Origin of the sequence: Brevibacillus brevis (assembly GCF_022026395.1) — a bacterium.
Lineage (GTDB): Bacteria > Bacillota > Bacilli > Brevibacillales > Brevibacillaceae > Brevibacillus.
Genome location: NZ_CP041767.1, coordinates 2,910,911 through 2,931,030 on the forward strand (window position 1 = coordinate 2,910,911; position 20,120 = coordinate 2,931,030).

General features: G+C 45.3%; 6 protein-coding genes. 5 read left to right on the plus strand and 1 reads right to left on the minus strand.

Annotated elements, in window-relative coordinates; genetic code table 11:
- Positions 1 to 27: 27 nt before the first annotated feature.
- Positions 28 to 2,142, minus strand: a complete 2,115-nt coding sequence (locus tag FO446_RS14380) for a hypothetical protein (RefSeq protein ID WP_237900947.1) — start codon at positions 2,140 to 2,142, stop codon at positions 28 to 30.
- Positions 2,143 to 2,294: 152 nt separating this feature from the next.
- Between FO446_RS14380 and FO446_RS14385 the strand changes: the two genes are divergently transcribed.
- The 5 genes from FO446_RS14385 to tycB all read left to right on the plus strand — a co-directional run bounded on the left by FO446_RS14385 (position 2,295) and on the right by tycB (position 20,104).
- Positions 2,295 to 2,711, plus strand: coding sequence for a MarR family winged helix-turn-helix transcriptional regulator (locus tag FO446_RS14385; RefSeq protein WP_173609249.1), 417 nt, complete (start codon positions 2,295 to 2,297; stop codon positions 2,709 to 2,711).
- Positions 2,712 to 2,714: 3 nt separating this feature from the next.
- Positions 2,715 to 3,905 (plus strand): MFS transporter, encoded by a 1,191-nt coding sequence (locus FO446_RS14390; RefSeq protein ID WP_173609248.1) that lies wholly within the window; start codon positions 2,715 to 2,717, stop codon positions 3,903 to 3,905.
- Between the two features lie 258 nt (positions 3,906 to 4,163).
- Complete coding sequence (locus tag FO446_RS14395) at positions 4,164 to 5,312, plus strand: AI-2E family transporter (protein ID WP_173609247.1); 1,149 nt, start codon at positions 4,164 to 4,166, stop codon at positions 5,310 to 5,312.
- 649 nt (positions 5,313 to 5,961) lie between these two features.
- Positions 5,962 to 9,240, plus strand: coding sequence for a tyrocidine non-ribosomal peptide synthetase TycA (gene tycA, locus FO446_RS14400; RefSeq protein WP_173609246.1), 3,279 nt, complete (start codon positions 5,962 to 5,964; stop codon positions 9,238 to 9,240).
- Between the two features lie 94 nt (positions 9,241 to 9,334).
- A complete protein-coding gene (gene tycB, locus FO446_RS14405) occupies positions 9,335 to 20,104 on the plus strand; it encodes a tyrocidine non-ribosomal peptide synthetase TycB (RefSeq protein WP_237900949.1) in 10,770 nt (3,589 codons plus the stop codon).
- Positions 20,105 to 20,120 lie beyond the last annotated feature (16 nt).

Here is a 20,120-nt window from a genome sequence, read left to right on the forward strand (position 1 = left end):
AGGGAAGCTTCTTTGTATTTGTGGGATTTATTTCGGATGTGAAGTACTATCTACTTTGTTCGCAGCAATAACGGCAACTGCATTTGGCTCCAGATCGAACCAAAAGATAAGATCGCCATCCGCTTTCTTTTGCGACGGCTTCATCCCGTTCACATAAACTTCCGAAGCTTTTGTCGCCATGGAAAGACCAGAAATCTTTTGCGTACCATCGTTGTGCAGAACGATAGAGCCGTTTGGTGCATATTCCAATCTGACTTGAGAGAGGGCGAGCCAATAATCCATGATTTCACGTACGGTTGTCAAATGCAATTTTCCTTGGTCTCGCAGAACTTCCATTCGCTTTAGCAAGCGGTCAAAATCGGGATGGATGATCCAGTTTCCTTGGGCATCTCGAATGACAAATTTCCCGCCCTGCTTGTTGGATGGAAATCTTGCCAAGTAGGTATGGTTGATAAAAACTCCACGGTTTTGAATGAGCTGCTGGAGATTTTGCTTCCGATACAGATAAAGTGAATCTTCTGGAATGGTGGCAGCCGACCATGAATAAAACGGGCCTGTCACTGTCGGGTGCGACCAATAGAGCGGAGTGCGCAGGGAGTCGCCTCTTTGGGATTGGTACAGATCGAGACCATTATTCGGATTCGCGATATCTTCTGAGCTGTAGTGCCAAAAATACGATGTGCCGTATTTTTTCCACTGATGCGCCAAGTAATTCGCAGTCTGGTTGTCGAGCGCGTTAAACGCAAAGCTGGTCTTCAAATACCCATGGTCAATCCAGGTACGGCTCCGGAAGTGATCTTTCATTACCTGCAATGCATCTTCCGTCGTCTTTTGATAGTGTCTGATTTCGTATGGATAGAGGGTATGTAGCCCAATTTCATCACCGTTCCGATTCAGATCATTCAGAAACTGCAAAAATTCAGGGCTTTGCGCAATGGCGACATTGACAGGCAATTTCGCTTGAAAATACGGATTCGAGTAAAATACGCTTTTTGTAACCGGAATCCGGTGTTTAACAAAACCGCCTGTTGCTTGTGCCGACGATGTAATCCTCTCGGAGCCGAAATAAACAGCTCGATTCGTTTGCAGCGTCTGCTCGTCAGCATGCTCTGTCCATACATGAGTCGCCAAAAAACCAGAAGGCTGGCTCATAAAACGCGGCATGAGCTTTGGTTGATACCCAACTACCAGCGAGAAAGAATTCGTCCGTTCTTCGTTTGCGCGATATTCGGAAGCGTGGCGGACTTTTCCGACTTGATTCGTAGAGCCTTGCTGTACGTATCTGTGATCGTTCATGTGATCCAGATTCACGATGAGCTGTTTTTGCGTTGTATTCAATTCAAGTGAAGACACGTTGGGGGCATGGTACAAAAAAGCTGCTTGCTTTCCTTGACCAAATTTCGCGCCTTGGTGATCCAGCCAGTAAGAAGGTTGGAATTTCTGTGCGTCCACTTTCCGATTCTTGCGATATACCTCTGTCACATTTGGCTTGAATTGCAGGGCGAAGGCTTCACGAAAAACCTTTGCCTCTCGCTTATAGGTGGTTTTTACGGTGATATCGATGGCTGGGCTGTTTTTTTGCAATGCATATTGTATTGTAACCACTGCAATCGGAGTATGACCTGTGACAATGACTGTGTTACCAGTAGCGGTTTCCTGGTGTTCCACCTTTACGTCATCCCATTTACGAACCCAGTGGCTGCCCCGTTTGATAAAAATGTTCCTGTCGATCACTTTCGTCGTAGGTGGAGAGAAATACAAATCATTTCCTCGGACGGCAGTAACTTTCGCCTGATGGACAAGCGGAGCATTCATTCTACCGCCAAACGATTCTGAGCGAATTTCGATGGCCGTGCCTGGTTGAAATGGTGGGCTTTGATCCAACGTTAATTGATTGGAACCATTCGGAAGGGAAGGAGTCATCGCATTATAAATGGTGCCATATTCAGCTTGGTACTGAATGGAAGAGAGGATTTCGTTTTTTACCAAATCAGTAATGCGGACATTGCCTTTCTCATCCCAGCCAAATACATAATACAGATTTTGAATGGACGATTCCTTCGCAAGCGTAGGGATTGGAAAAGAAAGTACGAAGAAAAGCAATAATAGGAAGTGAATAGCGAAGAACCTTTTTTCCAGCATGATTTTCTCCTTTGTATGATGATATAGGTTAGACGAATGTGTGAGGAAAAAGCCACAAGGTAACCCATCTTGATTTAGACCTTCTCAAACAGCAAGGAAAGATATATAATTATAATTAATTAAATTAATTAACTAATGATAAGGAGCGTAACATGTACCCATTCTTTTCAAAAGTCGCATTCACACATCGTGTATACAATAACCAATTGCAAGAGGAATTACTTCCATTCGGTATATCCGTCACGCAATGGGCGTTAATTCGTTATCTCAAAAATAACGGTTCGGCTACTTTTAGCGACGTTGCCGATTATTGGCAAGTAGAGAAGCCGGCGATTACACCTATTGCGCAAAAATTAGCTGCGCGTGAAATGATTTCAATTTTATCAGGTGAAGACAAACGGCAAAAAATTATGTGCTTGTCTGAGAAAGGTGAAGCGCTATATAAAACGATCATGGAAGCGACTGATCCATTCTTGGAAGAAGTAATGGAGGGCATCACACAAGAAGAAAGAGACGCAGCAGCCACAGTATTAGAAAAACTTATCATGAACCTAAAGAGAAGAGGGTAAGCAGTGAATAAGGAAAGGCTTTGGACAAAAGAGTTCGTCATTGTTTCTTTCATCAATTTTCTTTTGACACTTATGTATTTTTTACTAATGGTTACAATCGCTTCGTATGCCAAAACAGAATTTCACGCTTCAACCAGTTTAGCCGGATTAGTTTCCAGTATCTTTATCATTGGTGCTTTGATCGGGCGGCTACTCACGGGTAGAGCCATAAGTCATATTGGCACGAAAAAAACGCTTTGGATTGGGTTGGGATTTTTTGCTGTCACCTCGTTGCTTTACTTTTTTGCCGTCCATACCAGCTTTTTACTGGTAAATCGATTGCTGCAAGGAATCGCCGTTGGTATTGCCAGTACAGCTACAGGTACCATTATTGCCCAAATCTTGCCCGCATCTCGCAAGGGTGAGGGGATTGGCTATTACAGCTTAAGTGCGATTTTAGCCACTGCGATTGGTCCTTTTCTCGGCATGATCTTATTGCGGCTTGAAAATGGTTTCACCTGGATCTTCACGCTGAATGTCGTGTTTTCCCTGATTTGTTTGCTGTTTTATGCGATGGCAAAAATCAATGTTCCGCTTCCTTCCACAAGTGTAAAAGAGGAAGCAAAAGGTTCTCTGCTTTCGAAATTCATCGAGCCCAAAGCCTTACCGATTTCATTCGTCGCTTTATTAATCGGCTTCAGCTATTCGGGTGTCTTGTCATTTCTCTCGTTTTATGCGGAAGAAATTAATCTCACCTCAGCTTCGAGTTATTTCTTTTTGGTGTATGCCATTGTCATTATTCTCTCGCGACCATTCTCAGGGAAGCTAATGGACGCAAGAGGGGCGAACATCGTGACTTACCCCAGCCTGGTGATATTTGCTGCCGGGATGCTTATATTCAGTCAAGCTTCGACTTCCTGGATGCTGCTGTTATCCGCTGCATTGATTGGAGTAGGCTTCGGTAACTTTAACTCCATTGCCCAAACGGTAGCTGTGAAGGTGACAGCTCCGCATCGCTTTGGATTAGCTACCTCTACTTACTACATTATGTATGATCTGGGATTAGGAATCGGGCCCTATCTGCTCGGATTTATCGTACCACACACAGGATATCGCATGATCTTCAGCGGGATGGTTGCCTTTATCCTTTTCAGTATCCCGCTTTATCACTGGCTACACGGCAAACGGGATCGGGAATTGATACGTGCTACGTAACTCACCCAAGTAAAAAAAGGGGAGTTAATCCCCCTATAGAAGATAGGCAGGCTGCCCTAAGTGGTAGCCTGTTATATTTTTTCAGTATGTTTTGATACGCATGATTGTGATAAGTTCGTGGGGAGTTTTAGTGAAAGTGGAAAAATAATTACGTACAGCTAAAAAACATAGTATACTTTTGGGTGGACATAGTAATGGAAAAGTTTATGAACAAACAGATCAACTTAGAACTCACAAAGATTAGGAGTCATCCGGAAAATGATGGAGAAAGTACACTGGCGAGATATAAAGAAATACATAATGATCGCGACTTACACCGTATTGCTGTTTGCTGTGGTATGGAATTTTCCTGAGGTAAAGTCATTTGTCTATGAAATATTTGACTTATTAGATCCTGTGATTTATGGGATTGCCATTGCTTTCATCTTGAACATTTTAATGAGATTTTATGAAGAAAGACTTTTCTCCCCCCTTAACCGCGGCAACAATCGAATCTGGTTGAAAGTAAGACGTCCTTTTTCAATCCTGTTAACCCTTGCGACTGTCCTGGTATTTTTTACATTTCTCATGTGGTTTATTGTCCCTCAGCTTCTGACGAGTATTTCCATGCTTGCGGCAAGTATTCCGAATGACATGCAATCATTAAAGGCTTTCGTCGACGGTTTTGCAGAGAGGTTTAACTTGTCCGGCGATTTATGGAATCCACTCATGGAGAAGTGGAATGAAATTGTAAATAAGTTAGGCCATTTTTTCCTGACTTCCATCCCAGTATTACTGACGTACACGAAAATGTTTACCGTTAGTTTTATCGATGTCATCATGGGACTAATGTTGTCCGTCTATTTGCTCCTCCATAAGGAAAAGTTGACGCTCATTGCGAAAAAACTCGTCTATGCCTATTCCTCAAAAGCAAAGGCGGATCGGGCTGTAGAAATTGGACAAATCACCAATCGCGCATTTAGTGGCTTTATTTCAGGCCAGCTAACAGAGGCTCTCATTCTTGGCGGGCTTTGTTTTGTGGGAATGTGGGCATTTCACATGCCTTATGCATTACTTGTGAGTGTGATCATTGGTGTTACGAGCATCATTCCGATTTTTGGTGCTTATATCGGGACGATTCCGAGTGCCTTTATCATTCTAATGATCGATCCAGTCAAGGCTATTTGGTTCATTGCCTTTATTCTTGTCTTGCAGCAAATTGAAGGGAATTTTATCTATCCAAGAGTGGTAGGTAATTCAATCGGATTGGATGGCTTATGGGTGATAATAGCCTTATTGGTTGGGGGAGCATTGTTCGGGCTAATGGGAATGCTGCTTGGAATCCCTGCTTTTGCTGTCATATATACGCTCGTCAGAAGTACGACGAACAAGCGACTGAAGGACAAGAATATTTCCCTGAAAGAATAGTGTCCACCGTTTCGATTCCTCCATGAAATCGTAAATCAAAAGGCTCACACTTTCGAATGAACCCAGAAAGTGTGAGCCTTTTTTAGGGATGGGAGAATGGTTGGGTAAAAAGTAACACAAATAACAAAAATTACCTATTTTTTAACTGATTTCCAAAACACTCTCTGTTATAATGAATAACAGTTTCTCAAACAGGTGCATAAGAATACGTTATTCTGCTGGATTGTAAGGAGGTGTGCAGGCCAGCACATTTGTTTCCAGGTAAGAGTAGCAGAGCACATGTTTTGACCAAAAATGGAAGGTGACTTTTGTCCTGAAAACTGCATGGAGCAAACAGGGAATTATTCCCATTGTGAAAAAGTGTAAAATCGTGGAAAATTTGTAGGTGAAAATTGGTTCATGACCATAGTAATATGAAGATGGGTAATACTTACAAAAAAGATACAAAAACCCACATATTTTGTTACAATTGGCCATTATATTAAATGGTGTTGATGAGAGGGGGGCTAACATGATCCATTCGTCACTGAGGCTCCATCTTCAGTTTTAGCAGACCATTTCCTTGTAGCTTCGTTTACTTGTTTGGCCATTTCATTGTATTGTCGTACTTCATGATAGACAAAAGTTTGCCAATTATCGGAGGGGACATATGTTAGCAAATCAGGCCAATCTTATCGACTTGGAGTGGGAAAAAGAACAGGTAGCCTTGTTTAATAATACAAAGGCGGATTATCCCCAGGATAAGTCGATCCATCAGTTGTTCGAGGAGCAGGCAGAGGCTGTGCCGCACCGAGTTGCCATCGTTTATGAAAATGAGCGCTTAACTTACCAGGAGCTCAACAGGAAGGCCAATCAATTAGCAAGAGCACTGATCGAAAAAGGGATTACAACAGACAGCATTGTCGGTGTAATGATGGAAAAATCCATTGAAAATGTTACGGCTATTCTGGCCATCCTCAAGGCTGGCGGAGCGTATGTTCCCATCGATATCGAATATCCCCGTGATCGGATTCAATATATCCTACAAGACAGTCAAACCAAAATCGTCATCACCCAGAAAAGTGTCAGCCAACTTGTATACGACGTCGGATACCGTGGTCCTGTAGTGGTAATCGAGGAAGAACAGTTGGATTCTCGCTCAGATTCCAACCTTGACTTGCCAAGCAAACCTACTGACTTGGCGTATGTCATCTATACTTCAGGCACAACCGGCAAACCGAAAGGAACCATGCTGGAGCATAAAGGGATCGCGAATTTGCAATCATTCTTTCAAAATACGTTTGGTGTAACACCTGCAGACAGGATTGGGCAGTTTGCCAGCATGTCTTTTGACGCATCGGTATGGGAAATGTTCATGGCTTTATTAACCGGTGCCAGCCTCTATATCCTTTCCAAGCAGACGATTCATGATTTCATCAGTTTTGAAAACTATGTAAATGAAAATGAATTGACCATCATCACGTTGCCACCCACTTATTTGACGCACCTCACCCCAGAGCATATTACTACTCTTCGCATCATGATTACGGCAGGTTCAGCTGCTAACTTCCCTTTAGTGAATAAATGGAAAAACAAAGTCAGGTACGTGAATGCATACGGACCTACAGAAACAAGCATTTGCGCGACAATATGGGAGGCGCCTTCCAATGTGCTTCTCAACCAGACGATCCCAATCGGTAAACCGATTCAAAATACATCCGCTTATATTGTCAATGAAGAGCTGCAACTTCAGCCAATTGGCAGTGAAGGTGAATTATGCATAGGTGGAGTAGGCTTAGCAAGAGGATATTGGAATCGTCCAGACTTGACCGCCGAAAAATTTGTGGATAACCCGTTTGTACCAGGAGAGAAGATGTACAGGACAGGAGACCTGGCCAAATGGTTGCCGACTGGAGAAATCGAATTTCTCGGCAGAATCGACCATCAGGTGAAAATCAGGGGTCATCGGATTGAGTTAGGAGAAATCGAGTCTGTCTTACTGAAACATGAACAAATAAAAGAGGCAGTGGTAATCGCTAGAGAAGACCAACACGCTCAACCCTATTTGTGCGCTTATTTTATTTCGCAACTGGAAGTAACTCCTGCGCAGATCAGAGAATATGCGGCTCAAAAGCTTCCTGCGTACATGCTTCCTTCTTATTTCGTGAAGCTGGATAAAATGCCGCTTACGCCGAATGACAAAATTGATCGAAAAGCATTGCCAGAACCCGATATTACTTCTGAGACAAATCCAGCATACGAACCTCCCAGAAATGAGACAGAAGCGATTCTTGCAAACGTATGGCAAGAGGTATTAGGAATCGAGAAAATTGGGATTCGCGACAATTTTTACTCACTCGGTGGGGATTCCATACAAGCGATCCAGGTCGCTGCTCGTTTACATGCCTATCAACGAAAACTAGACACGAAAGATTTGCTGAATTACCCGACAATTTCGCAGGTTGCTCTCTATGTCAAAAGTACGACGAGGAGAAGCGAACAGGGAATCGTCGAAGGCACTGTTAACTTAACACCAATTCAACAATGGTTCTTTGAAAAGAACTTTACGAATATGTTCCATTGGAATCAATCTTATGTGCTGTATCGCGAACAGGGATTTGATCCTGAAGCCATCCGAAAGGCCTTGGATAAAATCCTTTCTCATCATGACGCGCTCCGTATGATCTATCGAAACGAGAATGGTAGGATCGTTCAACAGAATCGTGGATTGGTGAGTGAATTATACCAATTCCTTCAATATGATCTGACCACTCATTCGGATGTCCAGCAAGCAATCGAAGAAGAGACGAGACGGTTGCATGGCAGTATGAATTTACAAGAGGGACAGTTGGTAAAGGCAGCTTTGTTTCATACGCTTCAAGGCGATCATTTGTTTTTGGCTATCCATCATTTAGTCATGGATGGAATCTCTTGGCGCATTCTGTTTGAGGATCTAGCAACTGCATACAGTCAGGCACTAGCAGGAAAAGATATCGTTCTCCCAGAAAAAACAGATTCTTTTAAAAATTGGGCAGTGTGGCTGAACGAGTATGCGAATAGTGATGCATTGATCAGAGAAATCCCGTATTGGGAGAATCTTGAATCCGGAGCTAGGCATACTTCCCTTCCAAAAGACTATGAAACGGTCGGCTGCAAACAGAAAAGTATCCGAAACATACAGGTCGGATTGTTAGCAGAGGAAACCGAACAGTTGTTGAAGCAGGCAAATTCTGCTTATCAAACAGAAATCAATGATTTGTTACTGGCAGCGTTGGGGTTGGCTGTTGCAGAGTGGAGCAGGCTTGACCAAATCGTGATTAATCTGGAAGGGCACGGGCGCGAGGATGTGATCGAACACGCTAACGTGACAAGAACAATCGGATGGTTCACGTCCCAATATCCTGTTTTACTAGATTTGAGTCAAATGAATCACTTGCCTGACCATATCAAATGCACGAAAGAAAACCTGAGGAAGATCCCTAATAAAGGCATTGGCTATGAAATTTTAAAATATATGACAAAACCTGAAAAACGAAGTTCCTTGTCCTTTTCCTTGCAACCTGAAGTGACGTTTAACTATTTGGGTCAGTTTGACTCAGGACTTAACAGTGAAATGTTTACCCGTTCTCCTTATAGTTCAGGCAACTCACTCGGTGCCGATGGGAAGAACAATCTGAGTCCCGATTCGGAGATTTATACCTCCTTGAATATTACAGGAAGAATGGAAGGTGGGGAGCTTCTCATCACGTTTACTTACAGTGAGGAGCAGTTTAGAGAAGAGTCCATCCTTCAATTGAGTGAGAGCTATCAAAAACATCTCCGGGCAATTATTACCCATTGCTTGCAGAAAAAAGAAGTCGAACGGACTCCCAGTGACTTTAGTCTAAAAGGACTTCAAATAGAAGAAATGGACGACATCTTCGAAGCACTTGCCAATACGCTTAACTAGAGAAACGCTTGCTAAAATTTCATGGGGAAAATCATGCTCCCAACTTACATTTTTAAACAAATAAGACAAATAATGTTGATATCGAGGTGCCGGAATGAGTGTTTTTAGCAAAGAACAAGTACAAGATATGTATCTATTGACGCCCATGCAAGAGGGAATGTTATTTCACGCCTTGCTAGACGAAGAACATAACTCTCATCTTGTACAGATGTCCATTTCGATTCAGGGCGATCTTGATGTTGGTTTGTTTACCAATAGTCTGCATGTGCTGGTAGAGAGATATGACGTATTCCGTACGCTGTTTCTCTATGAAAAATTAAAGCAGCCTTTGCAGGTTGTCTTGAAAGAACGGCCCATTCCCATCCTTTTTTGTGATTTAACTGCATACGACGAGCAAGAAAAGCAGCAACGCTATACACAATACAAAAGGAATGACCAAGAGAAAACCTTTCATCTAGCGAAAGACTCGTTGATGAGAGTGGCTATTTTCCAAATGACGGAGAGCGAATACCAAATCATCTGGAGTTTTCATCACATACTCATGGACGGTTGGTGCTTTAGCATTATTTTTGATGACTTGCTTTCCGTCTATTTATCCTTGAAGAACGGGGCTCCGATTTCCCTTGATCCGGTGCAGCCATACAGCCAATTTATTCGTTGGCTGGAAAAGCAAGATAAAGAGGCTGCTCTCGCATATTGGAGAGACTATCTGGAACAGTTTGAACAGCAAACTTCCTTGCCGAAATTTGGGAAGTCTTCTAGCAATGCCTTTCTACCAGCGCAATATCGTTTTGTGCTGGACCGCATGCTGACGCAGCAGCTTTCTGCGATCGCAAGTCAAAATCAAGTGACATTGCCAACTGTGATCCAAACCTTATGGGGAATCCTGCTCCAATCCTATAACGCTACGAATGATGTGCTATTCGGCTCTGTTGTATCCGGGCGACCAACAGAAATCGTCGGAATCGAAAAAATGGTAGGGTTGTTTATCAATACCATTCCATTCCGTATTCAAGCGAAAAACGATCAATCCTTTGCCGATTTAATACAGGATGTGCACCAAAGAACACGGCAATCTCAGCCATATGAGCATGTACCTTTGTACGACATTCAAAACGATTCCGTATTAAAGCAAGATTTGATCGATCACCTGATGGTTATCGAAAACTATCCATTAGTCGAGGCCTTGCAGAAAAAAGCAGCGACGCAGCAGGTAGGCTTTGCCATTTCTGATGTCGAGATGTTTGAACCTACGAATTATGACATGACCGTCATGGTAATGCCGAAAGAAGAGATTGCGATACGGTTTGACTATAATGCTGCTGTTTTCGATGAAGGATTTATCCAAAAAATGGCTGGGCACCTCAAGCAGATCGCAGCTTGCGTGGCAAACAATCCGAAGGTCACCCTTCAACAGGTTACCTTGCTGACAGAAACGGAAAAACAACAGCTAATGGCTAGAAATCTTGATACTTCGGCTGCCTATCCTACGAAGACGATGCATGAACTCTTTATGGAACAGGTGGAAAGGACACCCGAGCAGGTTGCTGTCGTATTCGGGGAACAGCATCTGACGTATCGGGAGCTAGACGAAAAATCCAATCAGGTCGCCAGATTTTTGAGAAGAAAAGGGATTGCAGCAGACAGTCTGGTTGGAACGATGATGGATCGCTCCATCGAGATGATTGTCGGAATTCTAGGGGTTCTGAAAGCCGGTGGTGCGTTTGTACCGATTGATCCAGAGCTGCCAGAAGAACGAATTGCCTACATGCTCGAGCATAGCGGGATTCAATTGGTAGTGACCCAGCAGTATTTGCTTGGGAAAGTCTCCGCTTCTACTGAAAAAATCGATATTAACGCTCCAGCCATCTGGGAAGAGAGCAGTGCACCTGTCGAAACGATCAATCATCCAGATGACTTGTTTTATATCATCTACACTTCAGGAACAACGGGGAAACCAAAAGGCGTCATGCTTGAGCATAAAAACATGGCAAATCTGATGCACTTTACGTTTGCCAAGACCAACATCGATTTTCATGAAAAAGTATTGCAGTATACCACTTGCAGCTTTGATGTTTGCTACCAGGAGATTTTCTCCACGCTGCTTTCCGGGGGACAGCTCTATCTCATCACGAATGAGTTGAGACGTCATGTTGAAAAACTGTTTACCTTTATCCAGGAAAATCAGATCAGCATTTTGTCCCTCCCTGTATCCTTCTTGAAATTTATCTTTAACGAAAAAGATTATGCACAAAGCTTCCCGCGTTGCGTCAAGCACATTATCACGGCCGGAGAACAGCTCGTCGTCACGCTTGAGCTACAGAAATATCTGCGTAACCATCACGTATTTTTGCACAATCATTACGGGCCGTCGGAGACACATGTGGTGACCACCTACACCATGGACCCAAGCATGGATATACCGGAGCTGCCACCAATCGGAAAACCGATCAGCAACACTGGCATTTATATTTTGGATGAAAAGCTCCAGATGAAACCAGAGGGCATTGTTGGGGAGTTGTATATCTCTGGTGCGAACGTAGGAAGAGGATATTTGCACAATCCGGAGCTGACTGCGGAGAAGTTTCTCGAGAACCCGTATCAATCAGGAGAAAGAATGTATCGAACGGGTGACCTCGCTCGTTGGATGCCAGATGGCAATATCGAGTTTTTAGGGCGAATCGACCATCAGGTAAAAATCAGGGGTCACCGCATCGAGCTGGGGGAAATCGAATCGCAGTTGCTCAACCACGACGTGATTAAGGAAGCAGTGGTCATTGATCGAGCGGATGAGACTGGCGGAAAGTACTTGTGCGCCTATGTCGTTTTGACAGAAGAAGTCAGCAACGAGGAGCTGCGTACGTACTTATCACGAAAGCTACCGGAGTATATGATCCCTTCGTTCTTTATAAAACTCGAGCGAATTCCGGTCACACCTAACGGAAAAACAGACAGAAGAGCCTTGCCCATCCCTGAGGGGAACGCTTTTACGGGAGCGGATTATCTCGCTCCGACAACCGAACTGGAACAGAAAATGGCAGCGATTTGGGAAAGCGTACTCGGCGTGTCCCCGATTGGCATTCTGGATAATTTTTTCACGCTCGGGGGTCATTCTCTAAAAGCGATTCATCTCATTTCCCGGATGCAAAAAGACTGCCAAGCAGATGTTCCGCTTCGCGTCTTGTTTGATAGACCAACTATTCAAGAAATCGCCAAGTATGTGGAAGGGGTAGAGGAAGGATCGTATCACGCTATTCCGCGGGTCGTCATACAAGAGCATTATCCCGTATCTTCTGCGCAAAAACGCATGCTGATTTTAAACCAGCTCGATCCAGATAGTACGGTGTACAATTTGCCCGTTGTGACGGTACTCGATGGGGAATTGAATATGCAGCAGATGGAGCATGCCATTGCCAAATTGGTGAGTCGTCATGAATCGCTGCGAACCTCCTTTCATACTATCAACGGCGAGCCGGTTCAACGCATCCATCCGGAATGCAAGCTGCCAATTATCTACATGGAAGCAACAGAAGATCGTTTGAATCAAGTCATCACGGATTTTATGCGTCCGTTTGATTTGGAAAAGGCGCCATTAAGCCGGGTTGGACTGGTCAAACTGGGAGAGCGGCGCCATGTCATGATTATCGATATGCACCATATCATCTCGGATGGCGTGTCATCGCAAATCATCCTGAATGATTTTGCGCAGCTCTATCAAGACAATTCCTTACCAGAGCAGCGCATTCAATATAAAGACTTCGCAGTTTGGGAAAAAGGCTTGGCACAGACAGACGAATACAAAAAGCAGGAAGCGTATTGGACCGAGCGATTCCGTGGTGAAATTCCTGTCTTGAACCTGCCTTTGGACTACTCTCGACCGTCTGTTCAAAGCTTTGAGGGCGAACGTTATCTATTCCGTTCTGAAAAACAGCTGCTGGATGGCTTGCAACGAGTGGCGGCCGATACGGGTACTACGCTCTACATGGTGCTCATGGCAGCCTATCATGTTTTGCTCGCGAAATACTCCGGGCAAGAAGACATGGTGGTCGGAACCGTGACAGCTGGAAGAACGCACCCTGACACGGAAAGCATCACGGGTATGTTCGTCAACACGCTGGCAATGAGAAATCAGCCGGTGGCAACCAAAAGTTTCAAGCAATTTTTACAAGAAGTGAAGGACAATACACTTTCTGCTTTTGAGCATGGGGAGTACCCGTTTGAGGAGCTCGTCGAAAAGCTGGCGGTCAATCGAAATCGAAGCCGCAATCCATTGTTTGACACGTTGTTCATTTTACAAAACATGGATGCCGATCCGATTGAGATCGAGGGCATGACAGTGACGCCGTACGTGCCAGAGGGCAAGATGGCGAAATTCGATTTGTCGCTCGAAGCAACTCAAAACGATGCAGGTCTCTTATTCTGCTTCGAATTTTGCACCAAGCTGTTCAAGCAGGAGACCATCGAGCGCATGTCGCGTCATTACACCCAAATCTTGCAAGAAGTCACCCGGAACACGGATTTGGCTCTCTATGAGATAGAGATGCTCACCGAGCAGGAAAAGCAGGAATTGTTGGTTCAATTCAATGACACATCCAAGCCTGTTCAGTTGGAAAGCACACTTCCCCAGCTATTTGAAGAACAAGTGCTGAAAACCCCTGATCAAATCGCACTGGTTTGCGGGGACCAAAAGTTGACATATCATGAGCTCAATAAGAAAGCCAATCAGCTAGCTCGCACATTACGGAAAAAGGGAGTAAAGGCTGACCAACGAGTTGGGATTATGGCAAATCGTTCCATGGAGATGGTGATTGGAATCCTTGCCATTCTCAAGGCTGGTGGAGCATACGTGCCGATTGATCCCGAATATCCGAATGATCGCATTGCTTATATGCTGGAAGATTGCGAAGCTCGTCTGGTGCTTACTCATGAGCATCTTGGAACAAAGATTGCTGCTGGGGTGGAATGCCTGTATCTGGAGGATAAGAGTAACTACTCCCGCATCACCACAAACCTTGACCCGATTCATGCGGCTACCAATCTGGCTTACATCATCTACACATCGGGTACGACAGGCAAGCCAAAAGGGGTCATGGTGGAGCACCGAGGTATTGTCAACAGTGTGACGTGGAACAAAGAGGAGTTTGCTTTATCCGTCCATGACAGAGGTTTGTTGGCCCTATCTTTTGCCTTTGATGGTTTTGTTCTTACCTTCTTTGCGTTGATTCTATCCGGTTCAACTGTTGTCTTAACGAAGGATGAAGAAGCCAAAGATCCGATAGCACTCAAAAACCTCATCTCAACATGGAGTTGCACCTACACGTTATGCGTGCCGAGTTTGTTCCAAGCGATTTTGGAATGCAGCACCACCGAAGAGATCAGCCCAATGAAAATGGCTGTGCTCGGGGGAGAGAAGCTATCGCCGAAGCTGGTTGAGATGTGCAAAGAGATGAATCCGCAGATGATCACTGTCAATGCGTATGGTCCAACAGAAAGCAGCGTTATCGCCACCTATCTGTGCGATACGCTCCCGGATGCTCCGATCACCATCGGACGGCCAATTGCAAACACAAGCATATACATCGTGGACCATGCTCACCAGCTGCTACCAATCGGTGTAGTAGGAGAGATATGCATAGGCGGACTTGGTTTGGCGCGCGGATATTGGAACAAACCAGAGCTTACCGAGGAGAAGTTTGTTTCCAATCCATTTGAGCCAGGTGAACGCATGTACAAGACAGGCGACCTTGGCAGATGGCTCCCGGACGGTACGATTGAATTCGCAGGACGCCTGGATGAACAAGTAAAAGTGAGAGGATACCGGATTGAGATCGGGGAGATAGAATCGGTTCTTCTCAGCTATGAAACGATAAATGAAGCGATTGTCGTTGCTTATCAGGACGATAGTGGGGACGCCTACCTGACAGCCTATTTTACCGGTAAAGAAAACATCCTGGAAGTGGCGCTGCGAACACATCTATCTCAAGAACTGCCAGCGTATATGGTTCCAACTTATCTGGTTCAAATGGACGCTTTCCCGCTCACGCCAAATGGCAAGATCGATCGCAAAGCGCTGCCGAAGCCGGAAGGAAAGCCTACAACAGGTGTGGAGTATGTCGCGCCTGCCAATGAAGTAGAGGCAACACTGGCAAAGATATGGGAAGACGTCCTTGGCATCTCCGGCATCGGAGTAATGGATAACTTTTTTGAGCTGGGCGGACATTCTTTGAAAGCCATGACGGTAGTAGCGCATGTGCATCGGGAGCTTCAAACCGATCTTCCGTTGAAGCATTTCTTTGAACAGCCTACCGTTCGAGCCTTGTCCAGGCTGATCGCAAACAGTGAGAATGCGTCGGATGCATCGATTCAGCCAGCAGAACCACAAGAGTACTACCCGGTATCCTCTGCCCAGCAGCGGATGTACGTGCTCCATCAGTTGGAAGGCGCGGGCATCAGCTACAATACGCCTGGGATGATCATGCTAGAGGGTCAACTGGACCGCGATCAATTGATGCATGCGCTGCAAGCATTGGTAGATCGTCACGAAATATGGAGAACCTCCTTTGAAATGGTAGGAGATCAGCTGGTCCAAAAAATTCATGACCGTGTGGAAGTGGAAATGGAGTATAGGAGTGCAGAAGAACATCAGATCGATGAGATTTTCCATGCGTTTGTCCGTCCGTTTGATCTGGCTGTTCCGCCACTGCTGCGCATGGGTCTCGTGCAAATCTCGAATGAACGTCATCTTCTCTTGTATGACATGCATCATATTGCTTCGGATGCCTCGTCCATCACAATTATTTTCAACGAACTGGCGGAGTTGTACCAAGGCAGACAATTACCGGAGCTGCATATCCAATACAAAGATTTTTCTGTCTGGCAAAAACGCTTTATCGAATCAGATGACTTCAAGAAGCAGGAAGAGTATTGGCGTCATGCGTTTGAGGGGCATAACACTGTCTTGGAGATCCCGACAGATTTTCCGCGTCCAGCTGTGAAAAGCTTTGAGGGTGATCAAATCGTACTTGCTACCGATAGACCTCTGTTGGAAGCTTTACACGCGTTGGCTGCAGAGACGAAAACGACCTTGTTCATGGTCTTGCTAGCCGCCTACAATTTGCTGCTTTCGAAGTATACGGGGCAGGATGATATCGTTGTCGGAACGCCAATTTCCGGCAAGACTCGCGCTGAGCTCGAACCGATTGTCGGCATGTTCGTCAATACGCTAGCAATCAGAAACAAACCGATAGCAGAGAAGACCTTCAGGGAGTTTTTGATGGAAGTCAAGCAGAATGCATTGGATGCCTATGATCATCAGGATTATCCGTTGGAAAGTCTGGTTGAGAAGCTTGGCATTCAACGTGATCCGGGACGCAATCCACTTTTTGATACCATGTTCATTCTGCAAACCGACGATTTGTACCAAAAAACACTTGGTCAACTAACCTATCATCCCTATGAATCGACAAGCGCGCTTGCCATTTCAAAGTTCGACCTGTCTTTTCATCTAACTGAACGAGAAACAGACCTGTTGCTGCGACTGGAGTACAGCACCAAGCTGTTTAGAAGAGACACCGTAGACAGAATGTCGCGTCATTTCATGCAAATTCTACGCAATGTTGCGGCAGACCCTGATAGGCAACTTCAAGCGATTGAGATGTTGACGCCAGAAGAAAAGCAGTTGTTGCTGGTGGAGTTCAATCATACAGACAGAGAGTACGTGGAAGACCAGACGATACAACAGCTCTTTGAGGACCTGGCAGCGAATACGCCTGATCAAACGGCTATTGTATTTGAAGAGAAGCAGATGACGTACCAAGAGCTCAATGAAAGAGCGAACCAGCTAGCCGCGGTTTTGCGGGAAAAAGGGGTAGGTCCTTCGCAAATTGTCGTCATGATGGTAGAGCGTTCCTTGGAAATGGTCATTGCCACACTCGCTATTTTAAAAGCTGGCGGCGCATTTTTACCGGTCGATCCTGATTATCCCGAAGAAAGAATTCGCTACATGATCGAGGACAGTCAGTCGAAGCTCGTGCTTACCCATTCTCACTTGACCCACAAAGTGTCCAGTCAGGCAGAAATTATCGATTTGGACGACGCGGGGAGCTATTCGTCGCATACAGACAACTTGCTTTGCATCAACAAATCGTCAGATCTGGCCTATATCATTTACACGTCTGGTACCACTGGCAATCCAAAGGGCGTCATGCTGGAGCACAAAGGGGCAGCAAACCTACAGGCGGTTTTCAAAAATCAACTCGGCGTAACGCCACAAGATCGTCCAGGGCATTTTGCGAGTATCTCTTTTGATGCATCGGTGTGGGATATGTTTATGGCGCTATTGACAGGAGCGACCTTGTATATCATTTCGCGTGATACGATCAATGACTTCCGCAAATTTGAGGAATACGTCCACAAAAACGGAATTACTATTCTCACGTTGCCGCCGACGTATGCCATTTATCTTGAGCCTGATCGTATGCCGTCATTGCGCATCTTGATTACTGCTGGATCGGCAGCATCTATCGCTTTGGTAGAGCAATGGAAAGAGAAAGTGACCTATGTCAATGGCTACGGCCCTACAGAGAGTACGGTTTGCGCGACACTCTGGAAAGCTTTGCCTCATGAACCAGTTGGTCAGACCATTACGATTGGCAAACCGATTCAGAATACGAAGCTGTTCATCGTGGATGAACAAATGCAATTGAAGACAGTTGGTCAAATAGGTGAATTGTGCATCAGCGGGGTGGCGTTAGCCAGAGGATATTGGAATCGACCAGAATTGACGGCTGAAAAATTCGTCGACAATCCGTTTGTGCCAGGAGAGAAGATGTATCGTACCGGGGATCTGGCCAAATGGCTTCCGGATGGAAATATCGAGTATCTCGGCAGAATCGATCATCAGGTGAAGGTGCGTGGTCATCGGGTAGAGCTGGGCGAAGTCGAGAGTGTTCTGTTGCGATATGAGTCGATTATTGAGGCAGCAGCTATCACACATTTGGATGACCAGGGGCAACCTTACCTGTGCGCATACTATGTAGCTGATGGGGAAGCAAGCCCGGCTCAACTTCGAGAATTTATGGGAAAAGAATTGCCAAATTACATGGTTCCCTCCTTCTTTGTTCAGTTGGATAAGATGCCGTTGACACCGAACGACAAAATTGACCGCAAAGCATTGCCAAAGCCAAGCCACGAAGAAAAATCGGGCAGAGAATATGAAGCACCGCAAAACGAACTGGAACATTTACTTGCAACGACTTGGGCAGAGGTATTGGGAATCGGGCAAGTGGGAATCAAAGACAACTTCTTTGAATTGGGCGGAGATTCTATCAAAGCCATTCAGGTATCCACGCGTTTGCACGCAGCAGGCTGGACGCTGGCGATGAAGGAACTGTTCCAATATCCGACCATCGAACAAGTTGCCGCCCATGTCATACCAAACAACAGAGAGAGCGATCAGGGAGTAGTAGAAGGCGAGATTGGCTTGACACCCATCCAGAAGTGGTTCTTCGAGCGCAATTTCACTGATCGTCACCACTGGAATCAGGCTGTCATGCTGTTCCGGGAGGATGGCTTTGATCCGGCACTTGTTCAGCAGGCGTTCTATAAAATCGTCGAGCACCACGATGCGTTGCGCATGGTATACAAACAGGAGAATGAGACGATCACGCAAATCAATCGAGCACTGACAGGTGAGCGATTCCGCTTCCATTCGTATGACTTGAAAGACCATGCAAATAGCGCAGCTCATATTTTGGAGTTGTCTGATCACATCCAAAGCAGTATCGATCTGGAACAGGGGCCGCTCGTTCACTTGGCGCTCTTCTCCACAAGGGAAGGGGACCATTTACTGATCGCGATTCATCATCTGGTCGTGGATGGCGTCTCTTGGCGCATCTTGTTTGAAGATTTTTCATCTGCCTATTCGCAGGCTCTCCACAATCAGGAGATCGTCTTGCCGAAAAAGACAGATTCATTCAAGGATTGGTCGGCTCAATTGCAAAACTATGCGGAGAGTGAGGAGCTTTTACGAGAAGTTGCGTACTGGCACAACCTCGAGAGCACGGTCACGGCAGAAAAGTTGCCTACTGATTTTGTTACAGCAGATCGTAAACAAAAGCACACACGTACAGCGAAGGTCGAGTTGACAGCCCAAGAGACAGAAAACCTGTTACGCCACGTTCATCATGCCTATCACACCGAAATGAATGACCTGTTGCTGACTGCTTTGGGATTAACCGTGAAAGAATGGGCGAATACCAACTATGCTGTTATCAACCTCGAAGGTCACGGTCGCGAAGATATTCAGAATGAAATGAACGTGACGAGAACGATTGGGTGGTTCACATCCCAGTTCCCTGTTGTGCTTGATATGGAAAAATCAAAGGACTTGTCCTACCAAATCAAGCAAATCAAAGAAAGCTTGCGCCGTATTCCGAAAAAAGGAATTGGCTACGAGATTTTGCGCACGATGACGGCGGATAAACTGCGTCCATCCCTGCAATTTAGCCTGCAACCGGAAATCAGCTTTAACTACCTCGGGCAATTTGATTCGGATGTAAAATCGGGTGGATTTACTTTCTCGCCACTTGGTACGGGTCAGCTTTTCAGTCCAGAATCGGAGAGAGTATTCTTGTTGGATATTTCCGGCATGATCGAGGATGGAAAGCTCCAGATCAGTTTTGGCTACAACAGTCTCCAGTATCAGGAAGAAACCATCGCGAGATTGGCAGATAGCTATCGGAATCACTTGCTCAGCATTATTAAGCATTGCCTATCAAAAGAAAATGGGGAATTGACCCCGAGCGATCTGGGTGATGATGACCTTTCCATGGAAGAACTGGAGAACATCCTGGAATTAATCTAATCAGGCGACATGAGAA

Excerpts from the sequence above, each read along its gene's own strand:
- FO446_RS14380 (WP_237900947.1), bottom strand. The coding sequence starts at position 2,142 with ATGCTGGAAAAAAGGTTCTTCGCTATTCACTTCCTATTATTGCTTTTC.
- FO446_RS14385 (WP_173609249.1), top strand. The coding sequence starts at position 2,295 with ATGTACCCATTCTTTTCAAAAGTCGCATTCACACATCGTGTATACAAT.
- FO446_RS14395 (WP_173609247.1), top strand. The coding sequence starts at position 4,164 with ATGATGGAGAAAGTACACTGGCGAGATATAAAGAAATACATAATGATC.
- tycA (WP_173609246.1), top strand. The coding sequence starts at position 5,962 with ATGTTAGCAAATCAGGCCAATCTTATCGACTTGGAGTGGGAAAAAGAA.
- tycB (WP_237900949.1), top strand. The coding sequence starts at position 9,335 with ATGAGTGTTTTTAGCAAAGAACAAGTACAAGATATGTATCTATTGACG.